Origin of the sequence: Acinetobacter entericus (genome assembly GCF_026168575.1) — a bacterium.
Taxonomy (GTDB): domain Bacteria; phylum Pseudomonadota; class Gammaproteobacteria; order Pseudomonadales; family Moraxellaceae; genus Acinetobacter; species Acinetobacter bouvetii.
On the sequence record NZ_JAPEQW010000014.1, the window covers coordinates 25,924 to 50,196 of the forward strand.

At 43.3% G+C, this 24,273-nt stretch carries 24 protein-coding genes, 3 tRNA genes and 2 pseudogenes; 13 read left to right on the forward strand and 16 right to left on the reverse strand.

Annotated elements, in window-relative coordinates:
• Window positions 1-43 precede the first annotated feature (43 nt).
• Together OKC24_RS11800 and OKC24_RS11805 are read left to right on the forward strand one after the other, a co-directional pair.
• Window positions 44-1,753, forward strand: coding sequence for an FAD-dependent monooxygenase (locus OKC24_RS11800; protein ID WP_131277010.1), 1,710 nt, complete (start codon window positions 44-46; stop codon window positions 1,751-1,753).
• A complete protein-coding gene (locus OKC24_RS11805) occupies window positions 1,750-1,935 on the forward strand; it encodes a hypothetical protein (protein ID WP_005011237.1) in 186 nt (61 codons plus the stop codon). The genes OKC24_RS11800 and OKC24_RS11805 overlap by 4 nt, the downstream gene beginning before the upstream one ends.
• Before the next feature lie 132 nt (window positions 1,936-2,067).
• Here the strand turns inward: OKC24_RS11805 and OKC24_RS11810 are convergent, their stop codons facing one another.
• The 3 genes from OKC24_RS11810 to OKC24_RS11820 form a co-directional block, all read right to left on the reverse strand.
• Window positions 2,068-2,511: a DUF2726 domain-containing protein gene (locus tag OKC24_RS11810; RefSeq protein ID WP_130145024.1), complete on the reverse strand. Its 444-nt coding sequence runs from the start codon at window positions 2,509-2,511 to the stop codon at window positions 2,068-2,070.
• A 59-nt stretch (window positions 2,512-2,570) separates the two neighbouring features.
• A tRNA-Asn gene (locus OKC24_RS11815) sits at window positions 2,571-2,646 on the reverse strand.
• A gap of 355 nt (window positions 2,647-3,001) precedes the next feature.
• Window positions 3,002-3,077: transfer RNA gene (locus OKC24_RS11820), tRNA-Asn, on the reverse strand.
• A gap of 250 nt (window positions 3,078-3,327) precedes the next feature.
• Between OKC24_RS11820 and OKC24_RS11825 the strand changes: the two genes are divergently transcribed.
• Window positions 3,328-3,771, forward strand: coding sequence for a hypothetical protein (locus OKC24_RS11825; RefSeq protein ID WP_130145022.1), 444 nt, complete (start codon window positions 3,328-3,330; stop codon window positions 3,769-3,771).
• 110 nt (window positions 3,772-3,881) lie between these two features.
• On the opposite strand, the gene OKC24_RS11830 is transcribed toward OKC24_RS11825, so the two are convergent.
• Both OKC24_RS11830 and OKC24_RS11835 read right to left on the reverse strand, forming a co-directional pair.
• On the reverse strand, window positions 3,882-4,316 hold the full coding sequence (locus OKC24_RS11830) for a PaaI family thioesterase (protein WP_130145020.1): 435 nt from the start codon (window positions 4,314-4,316) through the stop codon (window positions 3,882-3,884).
• Window positions 4,317-4,434: 118 nt separating this feature from the next.
• A complete protein-coding gene (locus OKC24_RS11835) occupies window positions 4,435-4,674 on the reverse strand; it encodes a hypothetical protein (RefSeq protein WP_005011230.1) in 240 nt (79 codons plus the stop codon).
• Between the two features lie 295 nt (window positions 4,675-4,969).
• Between OKC24_RS11835 and OKC24_RS11840 the strand changes: the two genes are divergently transcribed.
• The gene (locus OKC24_RS11840) at window positions 4,970-5,830 is read left to right on the forward strand and encodes a DMT family transporter (protein WP_130145018.1); all 861 of its coding nucleotides are present in this window, start codon (window positions 4,970-4,972) and stop codon (window positions 5,828-5,830) included.
• Window positions 5,831-5,833: 3 nt separating this feature from the next.
• Complete coding sequence (locus tag OKC24_RS11845; RefSeq protein ID WP_130145016.1) at window positions 5,834-6,526, forward strand: DUF2711 family protein; 693 nt, start codon at window positions 5,834-5,836, stop codon at window positions 6,524-6,526.
• A gap of 101 nt (window positions 6,527-6,627) precedes the next feature.
• Here the strand turns inward: OKC24_RS11845 and OKC24_RS11850 are convergent, their stop codons facing one another.
• Both OKC24_RS11850 and map read right to left on the reverse strand, forming a co-directional pair.
• The gene (locus OKC24_RS11850) at window positions 6,628-7,854 is read right to left on the reverse strand and encodes a pyridoxal phosphate-dependent aminotransferase (RefSeq protein ID WP_005011222.1); all 1,227 of its coding nucleotides are present in this window, start codon (window positions 7,852-7,854) and stop codon (window positions 6,628-6,630) included.
• A 300-nt stretch (window positions 7,855-8,154) separates the two neighbouring features.
• Window positions 8,155-8,982 (reverse strand): type I methionyl aminopeptidase, encoded by an 828-nt coding sequence (map, locus tag OKC24_RS11855; protein WP_005011221.1) that lies wholly within the window; start codon window positions 8,980-8,982, stop codon window positions 8,155-8,157.
• Window positions 8,983-9,189: 207 nt separating this feature from the next.
• Here map and rpsB point away from each other — a divergent pair, with 207 nt between their 5' ends.
• The 6 genes from rpsB to OKC24_RS11885 all read left to right on the forward strand — a co-directional run bounded on the left by rpsB (window position 9,190) and on the right by OKC24_RS11885 (window position 13,781).
• The gene (gene rpsB, locus OKC24_RS11860) at window positions 9,190-9,939 is read left to right on the forward strand and encodes a 30S ribosomal protein S2 (RefSeq protein ID WP_005011220.1); all 750 of its coding nucleotides are present in this window, start codon (window positions 9,190-9,192) and stop codon (window positions 9,937-9,939) included.
• A gap of 141 nt (window positions 9,940-10,080) precedes the next feature.
• On the forward strand, window positions 10,081-10,959 hold the full coding sequence (tsf, locus tag OKC24_RS11865) for a translation elongation factor Ts (protein ID WP_130145012.1): 879 nt from the start codon (window positions 10,081-10,083) through the stop codon (window positions 10,957-10,959).
• A 174-nt stretch (window positions 10,960-11,133) separates the two neighbouring features.
• Window positions 11,134-11,670 (forward strand): DUF3465 domain-containing protein, encoded by a 537-nt coding sequence (locus OKC24_RS11870; protein WP_130145010.1) that lies wholly within the window; start codon window positions 11,134-11,136, stop codon window positions 11,668-11,670.
• Window positions 11,671-11,764: 94 nt separating this feature from the next.
• Window positions 11,765-12,604, forward strand: coding sequence for an AraC family transcriptional regulator (locus tag OKC24_RS11875; protein WP_130145008.1), 840 nt, complete (start codon window positions 11,765-11,767; stop codon window positions 12,602-12,604).
• Window positions 12,605-12,759: 155 nt separating this feature from the next.
• Window positions 12,760-13,464 (forward strand): AzlC family ABC transporter permease, encoded by a 705-nt coding sequence (locus OKC24_RS11880; protein ID WP_130145006.1) that lies wholly within the window; start codon window positions 12,760-12,762, stop codon window positions 13,462-13,464.
• A complete protein-coding gene (locus OKC24_RS11885; RefSeq protein WP_171457716.1) occupies window positions 13,464-13,781 on the forward strand; it encodes an AzlD domain-containing protein in 318 nt (105 codons plus the stop codon). Before OKC24_RS11880 ends, OKC24_RS11885 begins: the two co-directional genes overlap by 1 nt.
• Window positions 13,782-13,873: 92 nt before the next feature.
• Here OKC24_RS11885 and OKC24_RS11890 read toward each other — a convergent pair.
• The 7 genes and pseudogenes from OKC24_RS11890 to OKC24_RS11920 all read right to left on the reverse strand — a co-directional run bounded on the left by OKC24_RS11890 (window position 13,874) and on the right by OKC24_RS11920 (window position 20,348).
• Window positions 13,874-14,328, reverse strand: a pseudogene (locus OKC24_RS11890) (Mpo1 family 2-hydroxy fatty acid dioxygenase).
• A 311-nt stretch (window positions 14,329-14,639) separates the two neighbouring features.
• Window positions 14,640-15,251 carry a septal ring lytic transglycosylase RlpA family protein gene (locus OKC24_RS11895; RefSeq protein ID WP_005011197.1) on the reverse strand — a complete coding sequence of 204 codons (612 nt, stop codon included), beginning with the start codon at window positions 15,249-15,251 and terminating at the stop codon, window positions 14,640-14,642.
• Window positions 15,252-15,537: 286 nt separating this feature from the next.
• A complete protein-coding gene (gene mltB / locus OKC24_RS11900; RefSeq protein ID WP_130145096.1) occupies window positions 15,538-16,539 on the reverse strand; it encodes a lytic murein transglycosylase B in 1,002 nt (333 codons plus the stop codon).
• Window positions 16,540-17,151: 612 nt separating this feature from the next.
• The gene (locus OKC24_RS11905; protein ID WP_005011193.1) at window positions 17,152-17,802 is read right to left on the reverse strand and encodes a hypothetical protein; all 651 of its coding nucleotides are present in this window, start codon (window positions 17,800-17,802) and stop codon (window positions 17,152-17,154) included.
• A 25-nt stretch (window positions 17,803-17,827) separates the two neighbouring features.
• Complete coding sequence (queF, locus tag OKC24_RS11910) at window positions 17,828-18,643, reverse strand: NADPH-dependent 7-cyano-7-deazaguanine reductase QueF (RefSeq protein ID WP_131277007.1); 816 nt, start codon at window positions 18,641-18,643, stop codon at window positions 17,828-17,830.
• Window positions 18,643-19,416, reverse strand: a complete 774-nt coding sequence (locus OKC24_RS11915; protein ID WP_130144999.1) for an ABC transporter permease — start codon at window positions 19,414-19,416, stop codon at window positions 18,643-18,645. The genes queF and OKC24_RS11915 overlap by 1 nt, the downstream gene beginning before the upstream one ends.
• Window positions 19,413-20,348, reverse strand: a complete 936-nt coding sequence (locus tag OKC24_RS11920; protein ID WP_005011190.1) for an ABC transporter ATP-binding protein — start codon at window positions 20,346-20,348, stop codon at window positions 19,413-19,415. Before OKC24_RS11920 ends, OKC24_RS11915 begins: the two co-directional genes overlap by 4 nt.
• Window positions 20,349-20,526: 178 nt before the next feature.
• Between OKC24_RS11920 and OKC24_RS11925 the strand changes: the two genes are divergently transcribed.
• Both OKC24_RS11925 and OKC24_RS11930 read left to right on the forward strand, forming a co-directional pair.
• A tRNA-Arg gene (locus tag OKC24_RS11925) sits at window positions 20,527-20,602 on the forward strand.
• Window positions 20,603-20,765: 163 nt separating this feature from the next.
• Window positions 20,766-21,973: pseudogene (locus OKC24_RS11930) on the forward strand (tyrosine-type recombinase/integrase); the annotation flags it as partial.
• A 276-nt stretch (window positions 21,974-22,249) separates the two neighbouring features.
• On the opposite strand, the gene OKC24_RS11935 reads toward OKC24_RS11930, so the two are convergent.
• Both OKC24_RS11935 and catA read right to left on the reverse strand, forming a co-directional pair.
• Window positions 22,250-23,131: a SphA family protein gene (locus OKC24_RS11935; RefSeq protein WP_131277003.1), complete on the reverse strand. Its 882-nt coding sequence runs from the start codon at window positions 23,129-23,131 to the stop codon at window positions 22,250-22,252.
• 89 nt (window positions 23,132-23,220) lie between these two features.
• Window positions 23,221-24,141: a catechol 1,2-dioxygenase gene (catA, locus tag OKC24_RS11940; protein WP_131277000.1), complete on the reverse strand. Its 921-nt coding sequence runs from the start codon at window positions 24,139-24,141 to the stop codon at window positions 23,221-23,223.
• Window positions 24,142-24,273 lie beyond the last annotated feature (132 nt).

Consider the following 24,273-nt stretch of genomic DNA (forward strand, 5'->3'; position numbering starts at 1 on the left):
GCTAAAAATATTTATTTATTGTAATGAAGACAAGGAGTTCAAGATGCATTTTTCAGCGGCAGAGCCAAGAAAATCACTGTATTACAATTATCAAGTTTTTCAGCACTATCATGGCGCGGCATCCGAAACGGCGGATGATCAAACTGTCACTGTTGTTGGCGCCGGGCCCATCGGCATGACCGCCGCATTGCTGCTGGCCAAGCAGGGCGTAAAGGTCATTTTGATGTCTGCGGAACTGCAGCTGTCAGAAGGCAGCCGCGCCCTGGTGTATACCAAGCGCTCAATGGAAATTCTGCAGGCGGCAGGCGCAGCGGGGCGCATTATGGCCAAAGCATTGCCGTGGACGCATGGCAATTCTATATATAAGGGGAAAATTGCCTTCCGCATGGCGTCGCCGGTCAGTGAGCATGATCAGTTTGCGCCATTGAATAATCTGCAGCAAAACTGGCTGGAGCATTTTTTGCTGGAAGAAATTCAGCAGCAGCCGAATATTGAAATGCGCTGGGGCAACAAAGTGGTGGATCATGAGCAAGCCCATGATCAAGTCACCTTAACTATTGAAACGCCGGAAGGCGCTTATCAGCACACATCTAAATGGGTGGTGGCAGCCGATGGCGGCCGTTCGCCGATCCGTGAGCGCATGAAGCTACGGATGGAAGGCGCAAGCTACGAAGGGCGTTTTGTCATTGCGGATATCCGCATTAAATTGGACTATCCAACAGAACGTTTGGCTTATTTCTCTCCTGACTGGAATCCGGGCAATACCATTTTGATGCACCGTGAGCCGGACAGCATTTGGCGCTTTGATTACCAGCTCGATCCTGCGGTTTCTCCAGAAGAAGCTTTACTGCCGGAAAATCTGCATAAAGCGGTCAATGATCAGCTGAAGATGATTGGCAAAGATCATTTAGCATGGGAAATGGACTGGAGCACGGTGTATTCTGCGCGGGCGCTGACCTTGGATAATTATGTGCATAACCGGATTATTTTCGCCGGTGATGCCGCGCATCTGCTGCCGATTTTTGGCGTGCGCGGCGCCAATACCGGTTTTCAGGATGCGCAGGATTTGGCGTGGAAAATGGCGGCGGTCGTGAAGGGCTGGGCGCCTGAAAAGCTTTTAGAAAGCTACAGTTGTGACCGGGTTGGCGCGGCGCGTGAAATTATTGCAGAGGCCGGAAAATCGACCCGCTTTATGGCGCCGCCGACGGAAGGTTACCGCCTGCTGCGTAACGCCGTGCTGTCTTTGTCTTTAGCGCATGAATTTGTGCGTCCGCTGTATCATTGGCGCACATCCCGCCCGCATGCCTATACGCATTCGCCACTAAACAGTCAGCATGATGATAATGCGCAAATGAATGAATTGACAGAAAATGGCGCGCTGATACCCAATGTTAAATTTGCCGATGGTTCGTTCCTTTATGATGCCATCTCTGGAAAATTCACAGTATTGGCGCTGACAGAGCAAGGCCAGCTCCCTGCATCATTGCATGCAGAAATTGTTGCGCTGAAAACGCAAGGCATTCCAGTGCAGCTCATAGCTTTAGCATTGGATGGCGTGACGGCTGATGGTGCAGACCGTACGGTCGCCATTGCGCCGGACGTGGCTGCAGAGCGCTTCTTTGCAGAGGCTGGGGCAATTTACTTAGTTCGTCCGGGGCATCATATTAACGGGCGATGGATCAATTACCGCGAAAATGCCATTCCCCAAACCTTTCAACAATTTCTTCAAGCCGCCGAAGGAGCCGCAGTATGAACGCAATCAGCATTCCAGATTTAGAAAAAGTATATGACCTGCTGGCCGAAACCTTAGATGCCGTGCCTGAACAAAAGCGTGAGCTGTTTTTAGTCAAACTGGCGTTACTCAGCGCCAATCAAATCCAGGATGGCGCCGTGTACCAGCAGCTGATTCATCAGGCTAAAGTTTTTGAAGATTGATTGTATACTTGATGCACCAAATCCTAGCCGCAACAAAGCGTCTGGGATTTTTTATTGCAGTTCTGCATGGGGCGGGTTAACCCGCTGCTGCGATTAACGTAGATGCAGAAAAGCCAAACCCCCAAAGGCGCTTTACAAAATATCCTTTTGCAGATTATGCACGCTGGGGATGCTGGTATAGCGCAGCACACGGTAACCGGCTTCCTGCAGCATGGCGTCCCGTTCAGCATCTTCTTTTTCCTTGCCGATGTGGCTGGGATCATCCAATTCAATAATCACGATCACGCTGCAGTCTTTATCCAGCAGCACAAAGTCGGTCACCTTGCGGTTGAACTGATTGCGTATTTTATAGTTTTGATTGGTGATGAGTGCGCTGAATGCCACCTGCGCTAAAACATGATGCTGCGGAAAAGCGCTGATTAAGCGCGTGTACATTTTGCTTTCGAAGGGAGTGATAACGCGTTTTGGAAAATATTTCTGCTTACGGAAAAAAAGCCGGGGAAACAGAATGCAAACTAAAGCAAAGCTTGCAAGGCAGCCGATAATAAAAAAAATAATTTGAGTTAAATTGAACACAGGAACTTTTGCTATACCGAAGAAAAAGCCCACGTCATAATGCGTGGGCTTTTAGAATTTGGCTCTCCAACCTGGGCTCGAACCAGGGACCTGCGGATTAACAGTCCGTCGCTCTACCGACTGAGCTATTGGAGAATCTGAAGCGGATTCTAGACGCCTCTGTCCATAAGGTCAAGACAGAAGTTTGAAAAAACACGGAATTAACGTTCAACTGGAGTAAAAATAATCAAAAATCAATTATTTCGGGGTTCTTACACTATTTTTATTAACCCGATGAAATTCCTTTTCAGCTGGCTGCTTAACCTGTATTTGTTGCTGTCATTTAAGAGGCTAAGCCGTCATAACGCAAGGCGAGTCGAGTTCAGCCAAAGCTGAAGGCGGATGATGAAGGCAATTTTCTGGAGGGAGAATGCGGTTTTACAGTAAATACAGCGCAGTTTGAAATTCAGCATAAAAAAGCCCACGTCATAATGCGTGGGCTGTTAGAATTTGGCTCTCCAACCTGGGCTCGAACCAGGGACCTGCGGATTAACAGTCCGTCGCTCTACCGACTGAGCTATTGGAGAATCTGCATGCGATTATAAGGAGATTTCCCCGAGGGTCAAGCGAAAACTGTCATCTTTATGGCATTTTTTAACTATATGCTTTTTATTTAAACAAAAGCGTTTGCTTTTAAAATTTACAGTCAGAAAGCCTTGCAATAGGAAAATCCACTTGCTAGTCTGAATTTAACAACAGAGAGTTTAAGCGCAAGCTTAGACGGTGTGGATTTAAACCAACTTGCCAGCACTAAAATGGCTAAACAGGAGAAAGCGAATGAATGCGCTGACTATTTCTTATCTATTTTCAAATCTTCAGTCTTATCAAGCTCAGTATCTTTCGATTCTGCAGAACGCAGAACAGTACTTTACGCCCGTAGAAGATGCCTATATTCACGTATGGCCCGCTGCAAGACAGCCGCTCTATCTGGGGGACTTGCTTCAGTTATGGCTGAGTGATAAATGGATTGTAAATACAAAAAAAACGCCATTAATCAATACCATTTTGCGCGATAAAAATAAGCCCGTCACTGAATTTGACCGTTATGTATTTAAGCTTGAAGGAAATTTATTCACTGGCCGGCACGCTGCTCAGGCTTGGTCAATTCACGCATCACAGTGTGAAACATTAAATGTGGGTAGTTTATTTCAGTTTTACTGCATCTTTAAAAGCTTAAACCGCCCCAAACCTCAAGCCAAACCATTGCAGCAGCCGGTTTAAGGCGCTTGCCGCCATTGGCTGGGATGCTTAGCGCTGAAACCAGCCAGTTAACGATTCCAGCAAGCATTGCACATTCGGTTAAAACAAAGCGCTATAACGCCAATCAATGCCTAAGGGCGGATGATCATGCAGGTTGCAGTGGCATGGGCATACAGCTTGCCGTCTTCATCAATAATCTTCCCTTCTGAAATGCCTAAATTTTTACTGATATTGATCAGTGTGCCGACAGCCAAAAGTTCTTTGTTTTGCGGGATGGGGCGGCACATTTTAATATTCAGATCGATGGTGCCATAGCCTACGCCAGCTTCAAGCATCGTATGCACAGCGCAGCCGGTGACTGAATCCAGCACCGTTGCAGCAAAACCGCCATGCACGCCGCCCAGCGGATTTAAGTGGCGGTGGTCGGCTTTGGCTTTAAAGCGGATGCTTCCCTCAGCAACTTCAAATGGCTGCATAGGAATCGTTTCACTGATGCTTGCAGGAGGTATTTTTCCGTCACACATGGCCTGCAGCAGCTGTAATCCTGTCATTTCTTTGGGATGCATTCTGTTTTCCTTTCTTTAATCTATAGTTCCTTTTTGGAACTTGATATTGATTAAACAAAATTCATCCGCGGGCGTCAATGCGCAGATTTGAATTCATCAGTACATTTATTGGTCTGTATTAGGAGAGATAGGCTTTATCAAAACAGTCAAATTGCCGCAGAATTTTCATGGCAATCTCTTCGCCGGTCGCCCACGTCGTAACCGCTGTTTGCGGATGGACATCAATAATGTCTAAATTCAGACAGAGGGTTTGCTGACTTTGAATAATAATAAATTGAGGAGAGCGCGGCTTTAAGCTTTTTGCAATATAGTGTTTTAAGTTTTCTTTTTGATAAACATCAATAATTTTATAGCGCATGAGCAGGTAAAAACCTCTATAAGCTTTATCGTGGCTATTTTAGAGCTTAAAGCATTTTTTTTGCAAAGCAATTAAATAGATAAATGTATCAAAAAGCTCAGAGCATAGACTTTTGGCAATATGCAGAATCAGTGTGATTTCAAGTGATTGATACGCTGCTGAACTGTTTATGGCTGAATAACAGGCAAAGTAAGCTAATGAGTAATTTAAATAAGGGTGAGTAGAAAAGCATAGTAGATTTCATAAGCAGAATTCGATATACCTAGAGCATGCCGTTGAATAAGGATGCTCAACCATGCTGTTTAAAATTTGCATCGCCATGCTGGCATTTGCGGCAAATTCTATTTTGTGCCGTTTGGCTTTAGCCCAGCAACAGATTGATCCCATGAGTTTCAGCCTAATCCGTGTGTGCAGTGGGGCAGTAGCGCTGTTTTTACTGTATATGTGTTCTGCACAGAAAGCCCAAATAGAGTGGAGTGTAAAAAACGGATTTTTTCTTTCCTTATATATTGTGGCTTTTTCACTGGCTTATGTGCATATCGATGCAGGTGTGGGGGCGTTGCTGCTGTTTGGTACCGTTCAGATCAGTATGGTGGCCTATGGGCTGTGCCATGGTGAAACAATCAATCTGCGCCGCGGTATCGGGCTGGCGATTGCCATTTTAGGTATTTTCATCTTATTGCTGCCTGGCGCATCAGCGCCTCATTTGGGCTATGCCGCGATGATGGTGCTTTCAGGCCTGGGTTGGGCGATGTACAGCATCGCAGGCAAAAATATGCAAAATCCATTGGCGAGCAGCCTTGCCAATTTTATGCTGGCTGTTCCTTTTGTTGGATTGGTTTATCTGGTTTTTTACAGTCAGAGCTTTGTGCAGCCTAGAGGGGTGATTCTCGCGATAGTGTCGGGCGGTTTAGCATCCAGCGGCGCTTATGTGCTGTGGTACGCCATTGTGAAGCAGATTGACCGTGTGACGGCCAGCAGTGTGCAGCTGTCTGTGCCATGCTTGGCGATTATCGGCGGTGCATTGTTTATTGGTGAACCTTTGAGCTGGCGTATTATTTTGTCGGCAGTCATTGTTTTAGCAGGGATTGGCTTGGTGATTTGGGCTTCGGCAAAGAAGGGTAATATAAAAGAAATTGAAAATTTGAAGATATAAATCATGAAAGAAAATAATGTATTGATTCCTGAAATTTACGCCTCTTACCCTTATGATGGAAAGATTTTAGAATATTATCAGGGCGTTTTTGAATCGGTGTATATCGTTTTACATCCCTTTTATAAAGGAATAACTCTAAATTTAGATCAGGAGAATGATGAATTTTGGTTTGATGATGATCAACTGAGAAATGGCTGTAAAATAGTGCAGTGGAAAGACGTTATTGCATTAACAAAGTTTGAGAATTATTCTCAAATACATAAGGCATGGAATAAATTAAATAGTGGTGAAGGTAATGGTATAGAGTGTTCCTGCACTTCTGAATTGGCTGGACTGTATGAGAAAACAAAAATAGCGATTCCAGATGATAGCTGTGGAATAATTTCCCCTTTTTTGTCAGATGCGATGCTAAAAAGTGTAAAACTTTTAGGATACTCTAAACTTTGGCTTGTAGATGAGTTTTCTTATCAGCAGCCCAGCTTGCATAATATAGATGAGTTATTGCTTACACAGCAAACACATAATTGTAATTATACAGAAGATCATAAATTACTTTTCGCAACGCATTGGGATAGTCATTTTTCGTTTCTATGTTCATCTAAATCAAATATTGACAAAATTCTTGAAAATTATCCTTTCGAAGGATTCTTCTGTACGCCTCAAACAGAAGTTTATTGGGGGCTGCATGAGATTTAAATACTGAATCATTTAGTCTTTAAAAATTTAAGCCGTGAAATTTAAACCCAAAAAAAACCCGCGAAATTCGCGGGTTTTTCAAATTTGATATTTAAATCAAATTATTTTTCAGCAGCAATTGAAGCAATCGCAGCATCTACGCCTTCGATTGAATCAGCCGCTTTCTTGATACGTGCCAGCGCGTCTACAAGCACTTCGTCAGCAGTTGCATAAGAAATGCGCATGTAGCCGCCTAGACCGAATGCATCACCAGGAACAACGGCAACACCAGTTTCTTCCAATAACCATGCAGAGAATTCTGTGCAAGATTTTAAGCCTTTGGCACGAATCAATGGGCGGATGTTGGCGTATGCATAGAATGCGCCGTCAGCAGGAAGGCAAGTGATGCCATTGATGTCATTCAAGCCTTTCACAACTAAGTCATGACGGCGTTTGAATGCTTCAATCATTGGCTCAAGAACGTCTTGAGGGCCATTCAATGCAGCTTCTGCAGCAACTTGCGAAATAGAGGTTGGGTTTGAAGTTGATTGAGATTGGATTTTTTTCATTGCGCCAATCAATTTAGCAGGGCCCGCTGCGTAGCCGATGCGCCAGCCAGTCATTGCATACGCTTTAGATACACCATTCAGAACGATTACGCGGTCATAAAGGTCTGGGGCAACAGTTGCGATGTTGTAGAATTCGTCTTCCCAGCGGATTGGTTCGTACATGTCGTCAGAAGCAACTAGAACTTCTGGGTATTTACGAAGAACTTCAGCTAAAGCGAGTAATTCTTCTTTCGTGTAGATCATGCCAGTTGGATTTGAAGGGCTGTTTAGAACCACTAAACGAGTTTTGTCAGTGATTGCCGCTTCTAATTGAGCTGGAGTGATTTTGAAACGCTGTTCTTCACCGCATTTCACAATGACAGGCACGCCTTCAGCGATGATTACCATGTCAGGGTAGCTTACCCAGAATGGCGCAGGGATGATTACTTCATCGCCTTTATTTAACAAAGCAAGCGCCAAGTTGAAGAATGATTGCTTGCCGCCGCAAGAAACCAAGATTTGGTTCGCTGCATAGTCAAGATTATTGTCGCGTTTTAATTTAGCAATAATTGCTTTTTTAAGGCCTGGAGTACCGTCAACAGCTGTATATTTGGTAAAGCCGTTGTTAATCGCTGCAATTGCTGCGTCTTTGATGTGTTGTGGTGTGTCGAAATCAGGTTCGCCAGCGCCCAAACCAATAACGTTTTTACCCGCAGCCTTCAATTCAGCTGCTTTGTTCGTTACCGCAAGAGTTGGGGACGGTTTGATGGCATTTACACGATCAGAGAGACGTACGTCCACGGCAGTATTCCTTCTTATAGGGATTAAAAATTAAAAAGCACATTATCTTAGCCTAAAATGGCGCATAAAGGGGAGTATGAATTGCACCATTATGAAAAAAACTCTGCAAAAAAATTCAAATACATTTGAGTGTCCTTACAAATACAAAGCTTTAGTCTGAATTAGTAATAGGAGGAATTTATTCTTTTGATATAAAAGGCATTATTTATAAATTTAGCATTCTTGATTGAAAACAGGCCGAAAATTAAATGATAAAAAAAGGCCGCATAGCGCTGGCCTTTTTTTACCGTCTATTTCAGCTTATTTTTGAAAGCGTGATAAATCTTCTTCAGGGCGCGCAGTTAATACTTCAACGCCATTTTTGGTGACCAGCAGCGTATGTTCATACTGCGCAGACAGGCTATGGTCTTTCGTCACCACAGTCCATTTATCGCCCAGTAATTTAGTTTTCCAGTCGCCGCCATTGACCATCGGCTCAATGGTAAAGGTCATGCCTTCTTCTAAAATCATGCCGGTATCAGGCTGGCCGTAGTGTAAGACTTGCGGTTCATCATGGAATACTGTGCCAATACCGTGGCCGCAATATTCACGCACGACACCAAAACGCTCTGATTCGACATATTGTTGAATGGCATGGCCAATATCGCCAATGGTTGCGCCTGGTTTAACCACTTCCATGCCGCGGTACATAGCTTCTTGAGCCACTTTGCATAAACGGTTTGCCAGGATTGAAGTTTCACCGCCTACGATGTACATCATATTGGTATCGCCGTGATAGCCATCTTTAATCACGGTGACATCAATGTTCAAGATGTCGCCTTTTTTCAAAACTTTACTGTCAGACGGAATGCCGTGGCAAACGACATGGTTTACAGATGTGCAGATTACATGCTGGAACGCAGGGCGGCCAGGCGCAGCACCGTAACCTAAACATGCTGGAATCGCCTCTTGTTTATTGACAATATAGTCATGACAAATCGTATCAAGTTCAAGGGTAGTCACACCGGGAACAATATGCGGTTTGATCATATCCAAAACTTCTGCCGCCAGCCGTCCAGCGACACGCATTTTTTCAATTTCGTCTGGAGTTTTTATTAAACGGCGGGGAGCTTCGTAAGTACGGTTCATGATCTCTAAAAACTTTTGGAAATTTGTATGTGACTATGGTATAAATAGCCGCCCATTTTATCAAATGCTTTTTCGTGAATAAATTTCACGAGCTTTGTGCGATGGGGCAATAAAATCCGCACATATATCGACACATTTCTCTGGGTGCCCTTTGGGGTGGAGAATGCGGATATATGGAGGCCTAACCCAAACTTTAAGGTAAAGAAAATGGCAGATTACAACGTAAGCATGCGCGACCTTCTTCAAGCAGGCGCTCACTTCGGTCACCAAACACGTTTTTGGAATCCAAAAATGCGCGAATACATCTTCGGCGCGCGCAACAAAATTCACATCATTAACCTTGAACACACTGTTCCTGCGTTAAATGATGCTTTGAACTTTGCTAACAACTTGGCTAGCAAAAAGAACAAAGTTTTGTTCGTTGGTACTAAACGTGCTGCTTCTAACATCATCCGTGAACAAGCTCAACGCGCAGGTCAACCATACGTTGATCACCGCTGGTTGGGTGGTATGTTGACTAACTGGAAAACTCTTCGTCAGTCAATCAACCGTCTTAAAGACCTTCAAACTCAATCTCAAGATGGCACTTTCGCTAAGCTGACTAAACGTGAAGCTTTAGAGCGTACTCGTGAGATGGAAAAACTTGAACGCGCTTTAGGCGGCGTTAAAAACATGGGTGGTTTACCTGATGCATTATTCGTAATCGATGTTGATCACGAAGCAATTGCAATTAAAGAAGCTAAAAACCTTGGTATTCCTGTAATCGGTATCGTTGATACAAACTCTAACCCAGACAACGTAGACTACGTTATTCCGGGTAACGATGATGCGATCCGTGCAGTTACTCTTTATGCTTCTGCTATGGCTGATGCGATTATTGCTGGTAAAGAATACGCTCAATCACAAGCAAATGCGCAAGCAAAAGCTGAAGACGTTAAAGAAGCTCCAGAGGCTTAATGCGTTTGACGCAAGCTTGTCATTTTTGCGACATGTGATGGTGGCAATGTAAGCGTCATGTATGCAGACGGCCCATGAGAATCCTCTGGGCCGTTTCTGTTCTAAAAAGAATTCATTTTCTACCGAATTTAGGAGATTGACATGACTGCAGTTACAGCAAGCATGGTTAAAGAATTGCGCGACCGTACTGGTTTGGCAATGATGGAATGTAAAAAAGCATTGACAGAAGCGGGCGGTGACATCGAATTAGCGATTGACAACCTTCGTAAATCTGGTCAAGCAAAAGCTGCTAAAAAAGCAGGCAACATTGCGGCTGACGGCGCGATTACTATCGCTCAAGAAGGCAACAAAGCTATTCTTTTAGAAGTAAACTGCCAAACTGACTTCGTTGCTAAAGACGAAAACTTTGCTGGTTTCTCTGCAAAAGTTGCTGCTGCTGCACTTGCTGCTGGCGTAACTGATGCTGCTCAAATTGCTGAATTGCAACTTGAAGATGGCCACACTGTAGAAGAAGCGCGTATTGCGCTTGTTCAAAAAATCGGTGAAAACATCCAAGTTCGCCGCGCGTCAATTGTTGAAGGTGAAAACCTTGCAGTTTACAAACACGGTTTAAAAATCGGTGTTGTTGTTTCTTACACTGGTGATGCTGACACAGGTAAAGGCATTGCAATGCATGTTGCTGCATTCAACCCAGTTGCCGTTACAGCTGACCAAGTTTCTGCAGATCTTATCGCGAAAGAAAAAGAAATTGCTGAAGCGAAAGCGATCGAATCTGGCAAGCCAGCAAACATCGTTGAGAAGATGGTAACTGGTTCAGTAGAGAAATACTTGAACGAAGTGGTTCTTGAGCGTCAAATGTATGTAATAGACAATGACAAAAAAGTTGCTGACGTATTGAAAGCGACTGGTACTGTTGTTGCTCAATTCGTTCGCTTTGAAGTAGGCGAAGGCATTGAGAAGAAAGCAGAAATGAGCTTCGCTGACGAAGTTGCTGCTGCTCAAGCTGCTGCTGCTCAATAATTTTAGCCTTTAGGCTCAAATTATTTGCATAAAAAAGCCCCATTTTTGGGGCTTTTTTATGTTTCCGCATCGGCTTAAACACTTTTAAGTCAAAGCAAAACCCACAACATTTATAATAATCAGTGAATTGTTCTGATTTAATATAAGCAGAATGATTTTGACATTAGATGATGTATGGCAAATAAAACAAATTTAAGTATTGGCGCAGTGATTGTGCTGCTGGCAGCTGCATATTTAGGCATTGATCTGCAGCAAAATAAAACTGAACAGCCTGCATCAAAGCAAGTGAGCGAGGTTGAACGCCCTACAGAGAGCAATGGCCTGCAGCATGCGGAAAATTATGCAAACCGTCAGCCTGCTGCCGATGATATGCAGAATGACACTGCATTAATTGAAAAGGCATATGCACAGCAGCAAAGCAATGTGCAGGTACATGCAAGCGGCGAAGTCAAGGCCGTATTGCGTGATGATGCTGAAGGTTCAAAGCACCAGAAATTTATTTTAAAACTCAGCAATGGGCAAACTGTTCTTGTCGCGCATAATATTGATTTATCGCCGAGGATTCAAAATCTGCAAAAAGGCGACACAGTTGAATTTTATGGAGAATATGAGTATTCCAGTCAAGGTGGGGTGATTCATTGGACGCATTTGGATCCCAATCAGCGTCATGAAGATGGCTGGTTAAAGCATGATGGGAAAATTTATCACTAATAATGCCATGATTGGATAAAGCTCAATAAGCAATTTTGTTCTATGCATGCGTTAAAAAATAGCTATGTTAGGTGTTGATAAGACAGGAGCAGTCATGCAAGAGAACAAAGCGCTTGAATTTGCAGATTATTGGCATGTCCAGGAGCTGGGCGGACTGGAGCTGCTTAAAGCATCCTATCAGCAGACTCAGTTTTCAAAACATACGCATGAAGGCTATTGCATTGGCTTAATTGATGAAGGGGCTCAGTCATTTTTGACCATGGGGAGTCAGCATATTGCCCCCAAAGGGGGCATTATTTTGGTGAATGCGGATGAAGTGCATACCGGTTCTTCAGCTGTTGAGACCGGCTGGCGCTATCGGGCGATTTATCCGACGCCAGAAATGATGGAAGAAATCAGTGGCGGCTTTTTCAGAGAAACCGGCGCTGCCCCATGGTTTCCGCAAGCGGTGGTGCATGATGAGGGGCTGGCGGAGCAGCTGCATATGCTGTTCGATTTATTGCTGCAGCCTAAAAATGCATTATTTAAGCAAAGCTTATATCTTTCTACATTGGCCTATTTATTCACTAAACATGCGCGGGAAAAACAGAGTTTAAAATCGTTACCCGAGGCGCAGCAAAAAATTCAGCTTATACAGGAGTTCTTGGCCGCAGAACCTGAAAAAGAGCATCAATTGGCCGATTTAGCGCAGATGGCAGGTTTAAGCCAGTGGCACTTATTGCGCCAATATAAGAAATATACAGGGTTGCCGCCGCATGCCTGGCTGGTGCAATGCCGCTTGCGGAAATCGCTGAAGCTGCTGAAACAGGGCCAGGATATCGCTTTAACTGCCCAGTTGTGCGGGTTTTCTGATCAAAGCCATTTTACACGGCATTTTAAGAAATCGCTGGGCTGCACGCCTGCGCAATACAGGCTGCATAAAAATTCTGCATAGCCTTTTTTAGCATACATCAATCTTCGAATACTGCAGCTATGCGAAACTGCTTTATTTTTTACTTGCACTATTTCTGTATACCGCAATTTTATTCAATTAATTCAGTACATTTGGATTCATCCTCTCTAGATACTGGAACTTGGGACGAATCCGTAATGATGAAAACATGGCCTTATTCAGCGAAAGGCACCCCGTCTTTAGGCTTTTGGCAGGGCGTGCAGGATATGCTGCCATTGTCTATTGCCGTCATTCCATGGGGGATTCTGGCCGGATCTGCAGCAGTCAATGCAGGATTAAGCTTAATGCAGGCGATTGGCATGTCTGCTTTTGTATTTGCGGGCGCTGCGCAGCTGGTCAGTTTGAGCATGCTGTCAGCAGGCGCATCTGCTGTCAGTATTGTGCTCACCATATTTTTCTTAACCAGCCAGCATTTTATTTATGCACTGCATTTGAGGGATGAAGCGGTCAAATTGCCATTGGCAAAACGGCTCTGCCTTGGTTTTTTGCTGACGGATGAGTTATATGCCACTGCTATGCTGACTGATCAGCGGCCTTATCGATATCTATTGGGGGCTGGGCTGAGCTTTTATCTGTGCTGGGTGGGGTTCAGCATTGCAGGGGTTGGGCTGGCCGCAATGGTTCCGGATTTGAGCGCCTTTCATTTGGAATTCTCGATCGTTGTCATCTTTTTGGTGATGGCGGTTTTACTGCTGAATAACAGGCTGGCCATTGTTGGCGTATGTGTTTCAGCGCTTTCAGCAGCCGTGTTTTCTTGGCTGAAACTGGAAGCGGCTATTGTACTGGCAGGGCTGTGCGGCATGCTGGCTGCAGCATGGCTGGATTGGAGAGGGAGCCGATGATGAGTTGGATCTTGCTATTCAGCCTGACAGCGGTGACTTTTTTTAACCGCTACCTTTTTCTGGAGCCTAAAACAGCAATTAAATTGCCTGATTTTACCCTGCGGATGCTGAAATATGCGGCGCCGTGCCTGATGGTTTCCATTTCTACACCGATTGTCTTTTTCGAGCACAGTGAATGGAAAGGAGTCATCAGCAACAGCTATTTTTATGGCGCTATTTTTGCTGTTTTCGTGACTGCAATTACACGCAAAATGCTGATCAGCATTGCGCTGAGTTTGCTATTTTTTTATGTCATGATTTATTTTTTCAAATTTTAAAAATGAGATGAAAATAATTCAAATAAGAGGGCTGGTTTGATGAAAAAAGCTAAACAAAAAGCCTTTTTCATCCCATCTGGAAAATCCGTGCGCTAAATGCTCGTCATTTGCGTTTTTTGGCGGGTTTTCCATTTAGCGCTAACTTTCCTAGGTAGGCGTCTACACACCATAGAGGGCCAATGAGGAGGAATTGAAGATCTTTAAAGAAAGACGGTTTTTTCCCTTCCACTTTATGGCCGTAAAATTGTCCGATCCATGCTGCGGTGAACAGCGCGATGTACAGCCCAGCACCTGCAGGCAGGATGAAAATCAGCCAAACCATCAGCAGTGTCAGCGCAGCCATGGCAATGGCTAAAGCAATATCAAGGCGCATATAAAACACCATGGCTAAAACAATCAGCAGAGCCGTAAGCAAAACACTGAAATGTGCGAGGATGCCGATAATCGAAAAATAAATGGTGGGCACGCAAACCCAATGGATCAGCTTATTGGTTTTGTTCTGATGGCTTTCATTGTATTCATCAAGCCATTCGGTGACTGTTTTCATGCGGCATCCATTCTTATCTATATTTCTGAGTAAAATATAATCAAGAAAAGAGGATCCGTCAAAAGATTCAAATCAGCAGCATGACGGCTCGGGCTGTAAGCGCTACGCTAAAAAAATGCGATTTAAGCTGAGGGTGCCTGCAAGGGGCATTTTGCCGGTTTTGAAAATGAAGAGCGTTAGGCGATATTGGGTTTATTTGACCTTGTGAAAGGTCATGCAGAGCAGTTGGGCGGTTTGCATCAGACTTTCAAACAGGTTGAAATGAAAAAAGCCGCAGGGCGGCTTTTCAGTCAAATGCAATAAGTAAAGCCTTAAGAGTTCGGACCTTCGACCCGTTCGATATTGACACTTGCTGTACCTGAATTGGTAATGCCTAATTGCTTAGCCGCACCATATGACAGATCCAGTACACGGTTGCCATGGAATGGGCCGCGGTCATTAACCTTTACGACTACGCTTTTGCCATTGTTTTTATTCGTTACACGAATAAAGCAGTTTAGCGGCAGGCTGCGGTGGGCTGCAGTTAATCCATTCATATCGAATGTATCGCCGCTGGCAGTTTTACGGCCATGGAATTGGCGGCCATACCATGAAGCTGTACCACTCTGGCTGAAACGGCGCACAGTGTTTGAAGCTACGGTATTCAACTTTTCAATCACTGAAGGTTCTTCTTCAGGGATCTCAATTTTTGCAGCGATGGTTTCGCGGCGGATTTTATCGCCAGAACGCTCAGTGATTGAAAGGCTGCTCAAGTTTTTAAAATTTGAGTTAAAGCTTTGCGCTTCTTTGTTCAAGGCGCGCGCGGCAAGGCGAGAGTTATCGTTATCATTGGTAAATGATGACTGAACCATCTCGGCTTGTGATTGGCTTAGGGCAACCGTCGTGGCAACCGCTAAGACATATTTTATAAGTGATGACTGCATTGTTTATCTCCCAAGGGCATATTTGCAGCTAATTTCAAGTGTTTGAAAATTATGCAATGTTGCCTGTTATTTCACTTTTGCAACTACATTTGACGAAATGGATAATATTCATGCAGTCAATAGGCTGTCTAGTCTTTAATTAAAATAGTTAAAAAAAGAACGCAAAAGAAACAAATATTGATCAAAAAATGATCAATATTGTAACATGGTATGTATAATGAGGCTTTTATGATCTTTTTTAATATTTTTTTTATTGACTTTTTTATTTCAAAGGAAATTGCCGGCCTTAACGGCTGGCAATTTCAGTCCCTAAAAGCCACAGTGCTGTAGCATACATGCGGCTTTTGTTGTAGGTGGTAATGACTTGAAAATTCGGGTAAGTGATGTAATAAATTGGCCCATAATTTTCTTGCAGCTGTATGACATTCACCAAATCTAAGTCATCAATTTTTATAATAGGATTCAAGGGGCTAATGCCCTGAGTCTTGACTGCGCCATAAGGGGCAGGCTGATTTAAATCGGCCGAGATGACAGAAGCGGGATTGCTGCCTGAATAGCGGGCGGGAAATGCAATCGGCTGATTGCGCTGCCAGCCATGCTGCGCCAGATAATTGGCAATGGAGCCGATGGCGTCTACGGCAGAATTTCTTAAATCAACATGGCCATTGCCGTCATAGTCCACGCCAAATTTAGGAATATTGCTCGGCATGAATTGCGGATAGCCTACAGCGCCTGCATAAGATCCGACAATTGAATTTGTCGGCACGCCGTCTTTATATGACCATGCGATTAAAGCGCTTAACTCATCTTGAAAATAAGCGCCGCGGCGTTCATAGCCAAATCCAAGCGTTGCTAAAGCGTCACGGGTGACAAAAGAACCCTTGTTTGCGCCAAAACCTGTCTCTACCCCTAAAATACCCAAAATGATGGATTGAGGTACGCCAAATTGCTGTTCTGCGCGGTTGAGCGTGTCTGCATACTGCTGTTTAAAGCGTACACCGCGCTGAATGGTGCTTTCGGCTAAAAAATTGGTTTTATATTCATACCAGGGTTTGCTTTCACCTGGACGGTTCATAATATTGATAATATTGGGCAGATTTTTTGCGCCATTCATTGCCCAGTCGACTTGTTCCGCACTGAGGCCGTAAGCCTGCATGGTTTTTTGCTTAAAATTAAAATATTGCGGCGTGTTTTGAAAATCATTGGCTTGGCAGAAACTGGTGATTGACAGGGCGCCAGCTGCTAGAGCCAAGGTTTTTAGCTTCTTATAAAAATGCTGTTTAAACATATTGGGCTGTATTCCAAAATTATTATCAATACGAATCAAATGACCGTAAAGCAGCTGCTCGCTGCAGGGGATAAAAGCATCAAAAAATGCTGATTTCAAAGGGTGTATTGCTTAATGATCTTAAGATAGCACTCATGAGCTGCAAGTTAACAAAAAGTTCTATAAAACTAGACAAGGATTGATCAAAAGGAAAAGTTTCATCCGTGATTTCTGAAGATTTGTATGTATATATAGTCGAAGAACAGGTGATGCTGAATAAACATGGTTTTGAATTGATGTTCTGCTTTAAGCCATGCGCTGCGAAGAGCGATTGGGCTGCTGATGTATGCGGAGAATTGGAGGGAATTCCATTGCGCCAAGTCAGCTGGAGATGCGTTTGCGCTTCAACGCTGTAGGCAAATCGTTTTATATAAACGCATGTATATAGTCATGAAAGGCATAAATTTAACGTTCGTTTAAATTTTTATCAAAAATTCTATTGTGCGCAATCGGTGGAGAGGCTGTTTGGGACTGCGTCTGCATGAAGAGTGCGGTAAACAGCGCGCGGTAAAAAGCCGCGCTTAAATTGAATTTAAGTGCGGCTCGGGAATCATTAAACCATGCAGAATAATTTTATGGATTGAACATCGGGTCGTGCGCTTCAGCAAGTGCGCCAAGCTCTTCTTTGGTTAAGTTCGGGAAGATCTTATCAATGGCAATGTGAACTGCCTTAATGACCGCAGAGGAACCGATATCGGCCGCTTTGCGCTTAATCATGCCTAAATCCAGTGTTTTGTTGAAGTCATTCATGAAATGGCGCACAGTCGCTTCGGCAAATTGTTTGTACAAAGCTGCAAATGCGGACTTATTAATGTCATTTCCGGCTTTAATCTCTGCATAAGATGCTTTTAAATTGGCAACTAAGCTGCTGTCTAGCGGTTCCCCAACGCGTTTAGCGCCGGAAGCATCTGTAAATAGGCTTCTTTCAGAAAACTCAATGGATTGCTTGACTACATTATTATCTGCCTTGCTCAATAGCTGCTTCAGCAGCACAGCAACAGTCGACTTTACATATCCTGCAAGTTTTTCAGCCGTATCGCGCTTGTCACTGGCAGGAAAAAGGCGAACTGGGCCAAGAATTGTCGCATCAATAATTTCATCATTGATCAGCAAGGCTGTTTTATCCCGTAAAGGATACAGCGGCTCGCTTGAGTTCTTGCTGTTATGGCCAGTCTCAATACTGTCTAAAAGCGAATCTGATGGAATAAAACCAAAAAATGGCATCGTATAAACCTCAATGTTCTTTATTTTATTGTCGCGCCAATCGAATGGGGCGAGGCATCCATGTTAAGTCCGATACACGGCAAGGGTTAATGTCTAAACCGCCGCGGCGTGTATAGGCGGCATATACCATCAGCTTTTCAGGCTTCAGGTTTTGCCAAATGTCAGCATAAATCTGTTCTACGCATTGCTCGTGGAAACCGTTATGCTGACGGTACGAGATAATATAAGCCAAAATACTCTCGTAAGACGGCTTTTTACCTTGATATCTTATAAATACCGTGCCCCAGTCGGGTTGTCCAGTGACTGGGCAGTTACTTCTGAGTAAATGTGAATAAAACTGGACTTCGATATTTTCATCCTGCGCCGCATCCAAAGCCAAAAGCGCGGCATTGGGATGGTTTTCCAATTGAGCTGGAATCAGCTCATCGATGCAAAAACCTTCCGGCTCAGAAACATCAACACCATCTGCATGAAATAAGTCGATCGTGACAGGCGCTCCGGCAGCCGCGGATAAATCTTTTTCTACAGTGGCCTTAAAGGCATCTTTAGAGTCAAACTTGGTGAAGTTCATACTGTTAAAGTAAAGCTTTAACGATTTTGACTCGATCAGATTCGGCGAGGCTGCAGGCAGGGTCAAGCGGCCAATGGCGACTTGAGGTATGCCGGTATGATTCAGCCATGAAATTTCAAAAACATGCCACCAGTCTTTGCCTTGCTGGATGCCTTCTACATGCGCATAGTTGTCACGTGACTGAGCACGGGCGATGGGAAACAGAATATCCGGCTGATATTCTGTTGGATAGTTGGTGTCTTTACCTAAAAGAGAATGTTCTACACTCATTATTCACGCATTCCTGAACCACGAGAAAGTAAATAGTAAGCAATGCCGTAAAGTACGGCACAGCATAATGTGACAACGCCAAGTGAAATGCCAACATTGACATCGCTGTGGCCCAAGATGCCGTAGCGGAATGCGTTGACCATATACACAATGGGGTTAATCAAGGATAAGTTTTGCCAAAATGGGCTGAGCGCCGAAATGGCGTAAAATACGCCGCCTAAATAAGTCAGCGGTGTCAGTACGAAGGTTGGGATAATTGAAATATCATCAAAAGATTTTGCATAGACGGCATTAATAAAGCCGCCCAATGAAAATAAGAAGGACGTAATTAATACAGTATATATAGTCACAAACCAATTGGTAATATAGAGGTCAGTAAAAAACAGGCTCATGGCTGTTACGATAATGCCGACTAAAACGCCGCGGCAAACGCCGCCCAAGACATAGCCCCATAAAATGGCATGTAATGGAACCGGGCTCATAATCAGTTCTTCAATGCTTTTTTGGAATTTGGCGCTGAAGAAACTGGACGACACGTTGGCATAGCTGTTGGTAATCACGGCCATCATAATTAAGCCGGGCACAATAAACTGCATATAAGTGAAACCGCCCATAGTGCCAATGCGTGACCCGACTAAATTGCCGAAAATCACAAAATACAGGCTCATGGTAATCGCTGGAGGCAGCAAAGTTTGCGGCCAAATCCGCATAAAGCGCCGGATTTCTTTATGTACAAGTGTATAGAGCGCGACTTTTAGCTGGTTTAAATTCATTGCGCGGCTCCATCAAGATTTTTTTCAACCATTTTGACAAACAGTTCCTCTAAACGGTTGGATTTGTTGCGCATGCTGCGTACTTGAATGCCTTGTGCTTCCATTAATTGGAACAGCTGATTTAATGTATGCGCTTTGTCCATTGTTACTTCTAGGGTGACAGGATCGATCAAATTAAAACGCACGCCAATAATATCGACATGCAGCGGTTCAATCGGCGCGGCCAAATCAAAGATAAAAGATTCTTCATTTAGCTGATTTAAGAAGTCTTTCATACTGGTGTCTTCTTTAATCACACCGCGGTCAATGATGGCAATCCGGCGGCACAGCATTTCCGCTTCTTCTAAATAGTGTGTCGTTAAAATGATAGACGTGCCTTTTTCATTCATTTCGGTCAGAAATTCCCACATCGAGCGGCGCAGTTCAATATCGACACCGGCAGTCGGTTCATCCAATATCAGTAATTTTGGCTCGTGCATCATGGCGCGGGCAATCATCAGGCGGCGTTTCATGCCGCCTGACAGCATGCGGCCTTGGGTATTGCGCTTTTCCCATAAGCCGAGCTTTTCTAAATATTCTTCGGCGCGCTTTTCGGCAATTTTCTTAGGAATACCGTAGTAGCCGGCTTGAGTCACTAAAATATCAAAGGTTTTTTCAAATTGCCCAAAGTTGAATTCTTGCGGGACGACGCCTAGGCATTGTTTGGCTTCAGATGGGTGAGTGTCTAAATTATGCCCAAAAATTTCCACGCTGCCAGATGTTTTTTTCGTCAGTGAGCTGATGATGCTGATAGTTGTTGATTTACCTGCACCATTTGGACCTAATAGCGCATAGAACTCACCTTCAGGAACGGTTAAATTGATTCCTTTCAGCGCTTGAAAACCGTTTTTATAGGTTTTAGATAAATCCCTTAGCGTCAATGCATCAGTCATGAAAATATTACCTGGTGAATAATGGGGCTATTGTGAGCGAATTGACTGAATAAACCAAGTAACTAACAGGGAATACTGCGTTTCAAATTTGGGATATTGTATAAAGTATAGGCACAAAAATGCATAACCTGTATATAGTTGCTTTACCTTACTGATTTTTTTGATATGATGTGCACGCGCGCTCATAGCTCAACTGGATAGAGTACAGGTCTCCGAAGCCTGTGGCGTGGGTTCGAGTCCCGCTGAGCGCACCAATTTCTTGTTTTATCCCTTCCGGTGTTATCTGAAAATCATTTAAAATAAATAACTTACGCAACTGGGTTGTCCGATACTATCCAAAGGCGTTTTAGGATACTGTAATCTTTTACGGTATTTTTTACGGTACATTCCATTTCTGAAAAAAATATACCGTAAAAAATGCCTAAATTAGTTATCAGTCTGACTGACTCAAAAATTAAGTCTGCAATATCAATGCAAAAGAAATCATTTGAAAAAAATATCAAGCTTTCAGATGGTGGTGGTCTTTATTTATTGTTAGATAGAAAAGGTGGGGCATATTGGCGTTTTGATTATATTCGCCCAATCTCTAAGAAAAGAGCCACTATAGCTATGGGTATTTATCCAAGTTGTACATTGGCCAGAGCTCGTGCAAAACGAAGTGAGTTTAGAGAACTGCTTGCGCAGAATATTGACCCAGCAATTCAAAAGCAAGATAAACAGTCCCAATGCCGAAATAATAGTTTTAGATCAGTAGCAGATGAATACCGCAAGACCGAAGAACTAGAGTCAAGCACTCAACGTCGAAATAATTGTGTTAGGGATAAGTTATATGCTGCAATTGGTAATTATCAAATAGACAGTATTACACCATCGCAAATTTTAGAAGTATGCTGACTGTATGAGCAACAAGATAAAACAGATTCTGCTAAACGAATGGGAAGTAAGGCCTCTCAAGTTTTTAGATATGCGATTGCTTTAGGTTTATGTCAATTTAATGTCACTGATCAAATTAGTGGTATTTTTAAAGTGGGCAAAAACAAGCACAGGGCCGCTATAACAGATGAGCAAATGCTTGGGCAACTATTAAGAAATATCAATAAAAATATCGGTCGTGGGGATATTACGATTGATTATGCAGTCAAAATTTTAGCCCATGTATTTGTACGCCCTGGCGAGTTATGTGCAGCAAATAGGTGGATACAAATTTTGAAAATAAAACTTGGCGTTATACACCGCCTAAAACCAAGAATCAGACAGCCCTACAGCATATTGTTCCTTTATCTGATCAAGTTTTGAAGCTATTTCAAGGGCTTCATCAAATGACTGGACACTCGGAATGCTGTTTTATCTCTAGGCGTAATCGGAATAAAACGATTAGTGAATCGACCATCAATAAACGATTGAAGCAATATGGTTTTGAAAATGGAGAAACGACAGGCCATGGATTCAGAGCAACGGCAAGAACCTTGTTGGATGAGGTTTTAAAATTTATGATTGAGCGTATAGAGTAGCAGTTAGCACGCCAAGTGAGGGATATAGATGGTCGAGCATATAACCGCACAAAGTATTTGGAGGAACGTACAGTGATGATGCAGTCTTGGTCTGATTATCTGGATAAATTGATGGATATAAACTTTCTTGCTATTGCTATATTTATGTCTTCAGTTAAGTTGTCGCCCCCCACCAAAAATTGTATAAAAAGCCACTTAATTAAGTGGCTTTTTATTGTGAGATATTTCACTTAAATATCAGGATGTGCTTTGTGTTATTAAAGCCTAAACTTTCCGATTTTACTTCATGACTTCTTGATTCATAAAAGTTTTATATTTGAATCTTTTAAAATCTGGTGCAAAAAATTCAAGTCGGGTTAGTACAGAACCATAATAATTTAGTTTGTTGTATTAAAAAGCCCAGATAAACTTTAAAAGGCCAGTATGTCCTTCAGGGCGGTTTTCAATATTGGTCTCTTTTAAGTACTTCGCTTCAATAGACCAATTTTGATCCTGATATTGAATAGCAGGACCAACTGCAAGGACTTGTCCTTTTTGACCAATATCATCACCGTTGAGATGATCTGATTTTAATTGTTTAAAAGCATAACCTTCTATTGCCAATTTGACATGATCATTCAGTTTGTAGCCCAAGCTGTAGTCACCGGCAAAATATGCTCCAGATTTATAATGCGTGTCGTCATTTTCATCATTAAAGCTATACGACAGTTTGGTTGAAATATCTAAACCATTTGCCGGCGCGTAGGTATAAGCAATAATGGGGCGAATAGTATTGTAATTCTTACCAATATTGGCCACCACAGGCTGAGCGGAGGTAGGAGTGTCATACTGCCCAGTGGCTAAAACTGTTTCGATTGCGCCAATCCAATGATGATTGCCTTGATGCCAGCCAAGCATGGAACCAAGAATTAAATCACCTAAAGCTGCATTATGATCAGACATGCCATTAATGTTTAAGCGCAAATCGACCAAAGGCTGGGCTGCATAAAAACCGAGCTGCCCACCTAGATAGTTTTGTTCGGTCATCCAGACCAAGCGTGGGATAAAGGCATTCACATCAAGATGAAAGCTGTCCGGCCCTTGGTCAAAACTGCCTGCATGATAATTTTGATAATAGTTAAGTAAATACACACCGGGCGGCGGCAATGCACCAGCCATCATACCTTCAGCCCCTAAGGCAAATGAATCAGCACCATTTTCTGTTGCAAAGGTGAGTGTACTGCTCAGGCCTAGGATTAGGCTCAGAGATAGCTTTAAAGTCAGTTTTTTCATAGAAAATCCTTTTCAATGATGTTGTTATGACAAAGATTGATGTCATTGATACCGCACCAATAAGAATGTTCATTGGTGCATATTCGGCATTAAGCACTTGCACGGCGACGGTCAACCTCTGTCGACGGTGCTTGATCTACCTCTTTGACCAATTCGAAATTGAATGTAATGTGCTTGAGCGGCTTATCTAAACCGCGGCGTGAGAGTTCAGCTTCATCTGTAATTTCAATGGCTTTTGCGATCAGTCCATCGCGTGTGGCAAAAGCGAAGTCATCCCAAAGATACTTATCACCTTCAATATTGAACTGAGTTGTTAATTTGCGGTAGCCTGGTGCAGAAACAAAATAATGCACATGAGAAGGACGATTGCCATGACGGCCCAGCTTATTCAGTAAGGCTTGTGTGGTGCCTTCAGGCGGACAGCCATAGCCGACAGGCATAGTGGTTAAAGCAGTATATTTGCCATCTGCATCGGTAAAAATAGTACGGCGCAAGTTGAACTCGGATTGCGCCTTATCAAAGAAAGAATAGTTTCCAAGGCCATTCGCATGCCAAATTTCAACTTTTGCATTGGGGATCATATTTCCCTGAGTATCGGTCACCGTTCCTTCAATAATTAAAGTATCAATGTGGTCTGATTCTGAGCCATCATCCAAACGTGCAAAACCAACGGATTCTGGTGCGCCAGCCACATAAAGTGGGCCTTCGATGGTTCGCGGTGTTCCACCTGTAATTCCTGCCTTAGCATCGGCTTCATCCGCGCGTAAATCTAGATAATGTTCTAAGCCTAAACCCGCAGCGAGTAATCCAAGTTCGTTGGCTTGACCTGTATCGGTGAAATATTCCAAGCCTTTCCAAAGTTCAGTTTGAGAAATATCCAAATCTTCAATGGCCTGAAAAAGATCACCTAATAAACGGACAACAATTTGCTGCACACGCGGGTTTACTTCACGTATCGCAGTATCTACATTCATTTGTTTTACTAATGTGTCGATTTCTTGACGGTTCATTTTTATCTTCCTTTTTTATCGTGTAATTGTTCCGAATACTCTGAAACGGACATGAAACAGAGCATCCGAAAGGGGGAGAACCAAGTAAAATTGGTTCTATGTCTAGAAGTTCTTAAAACGTTTCAATCAGCA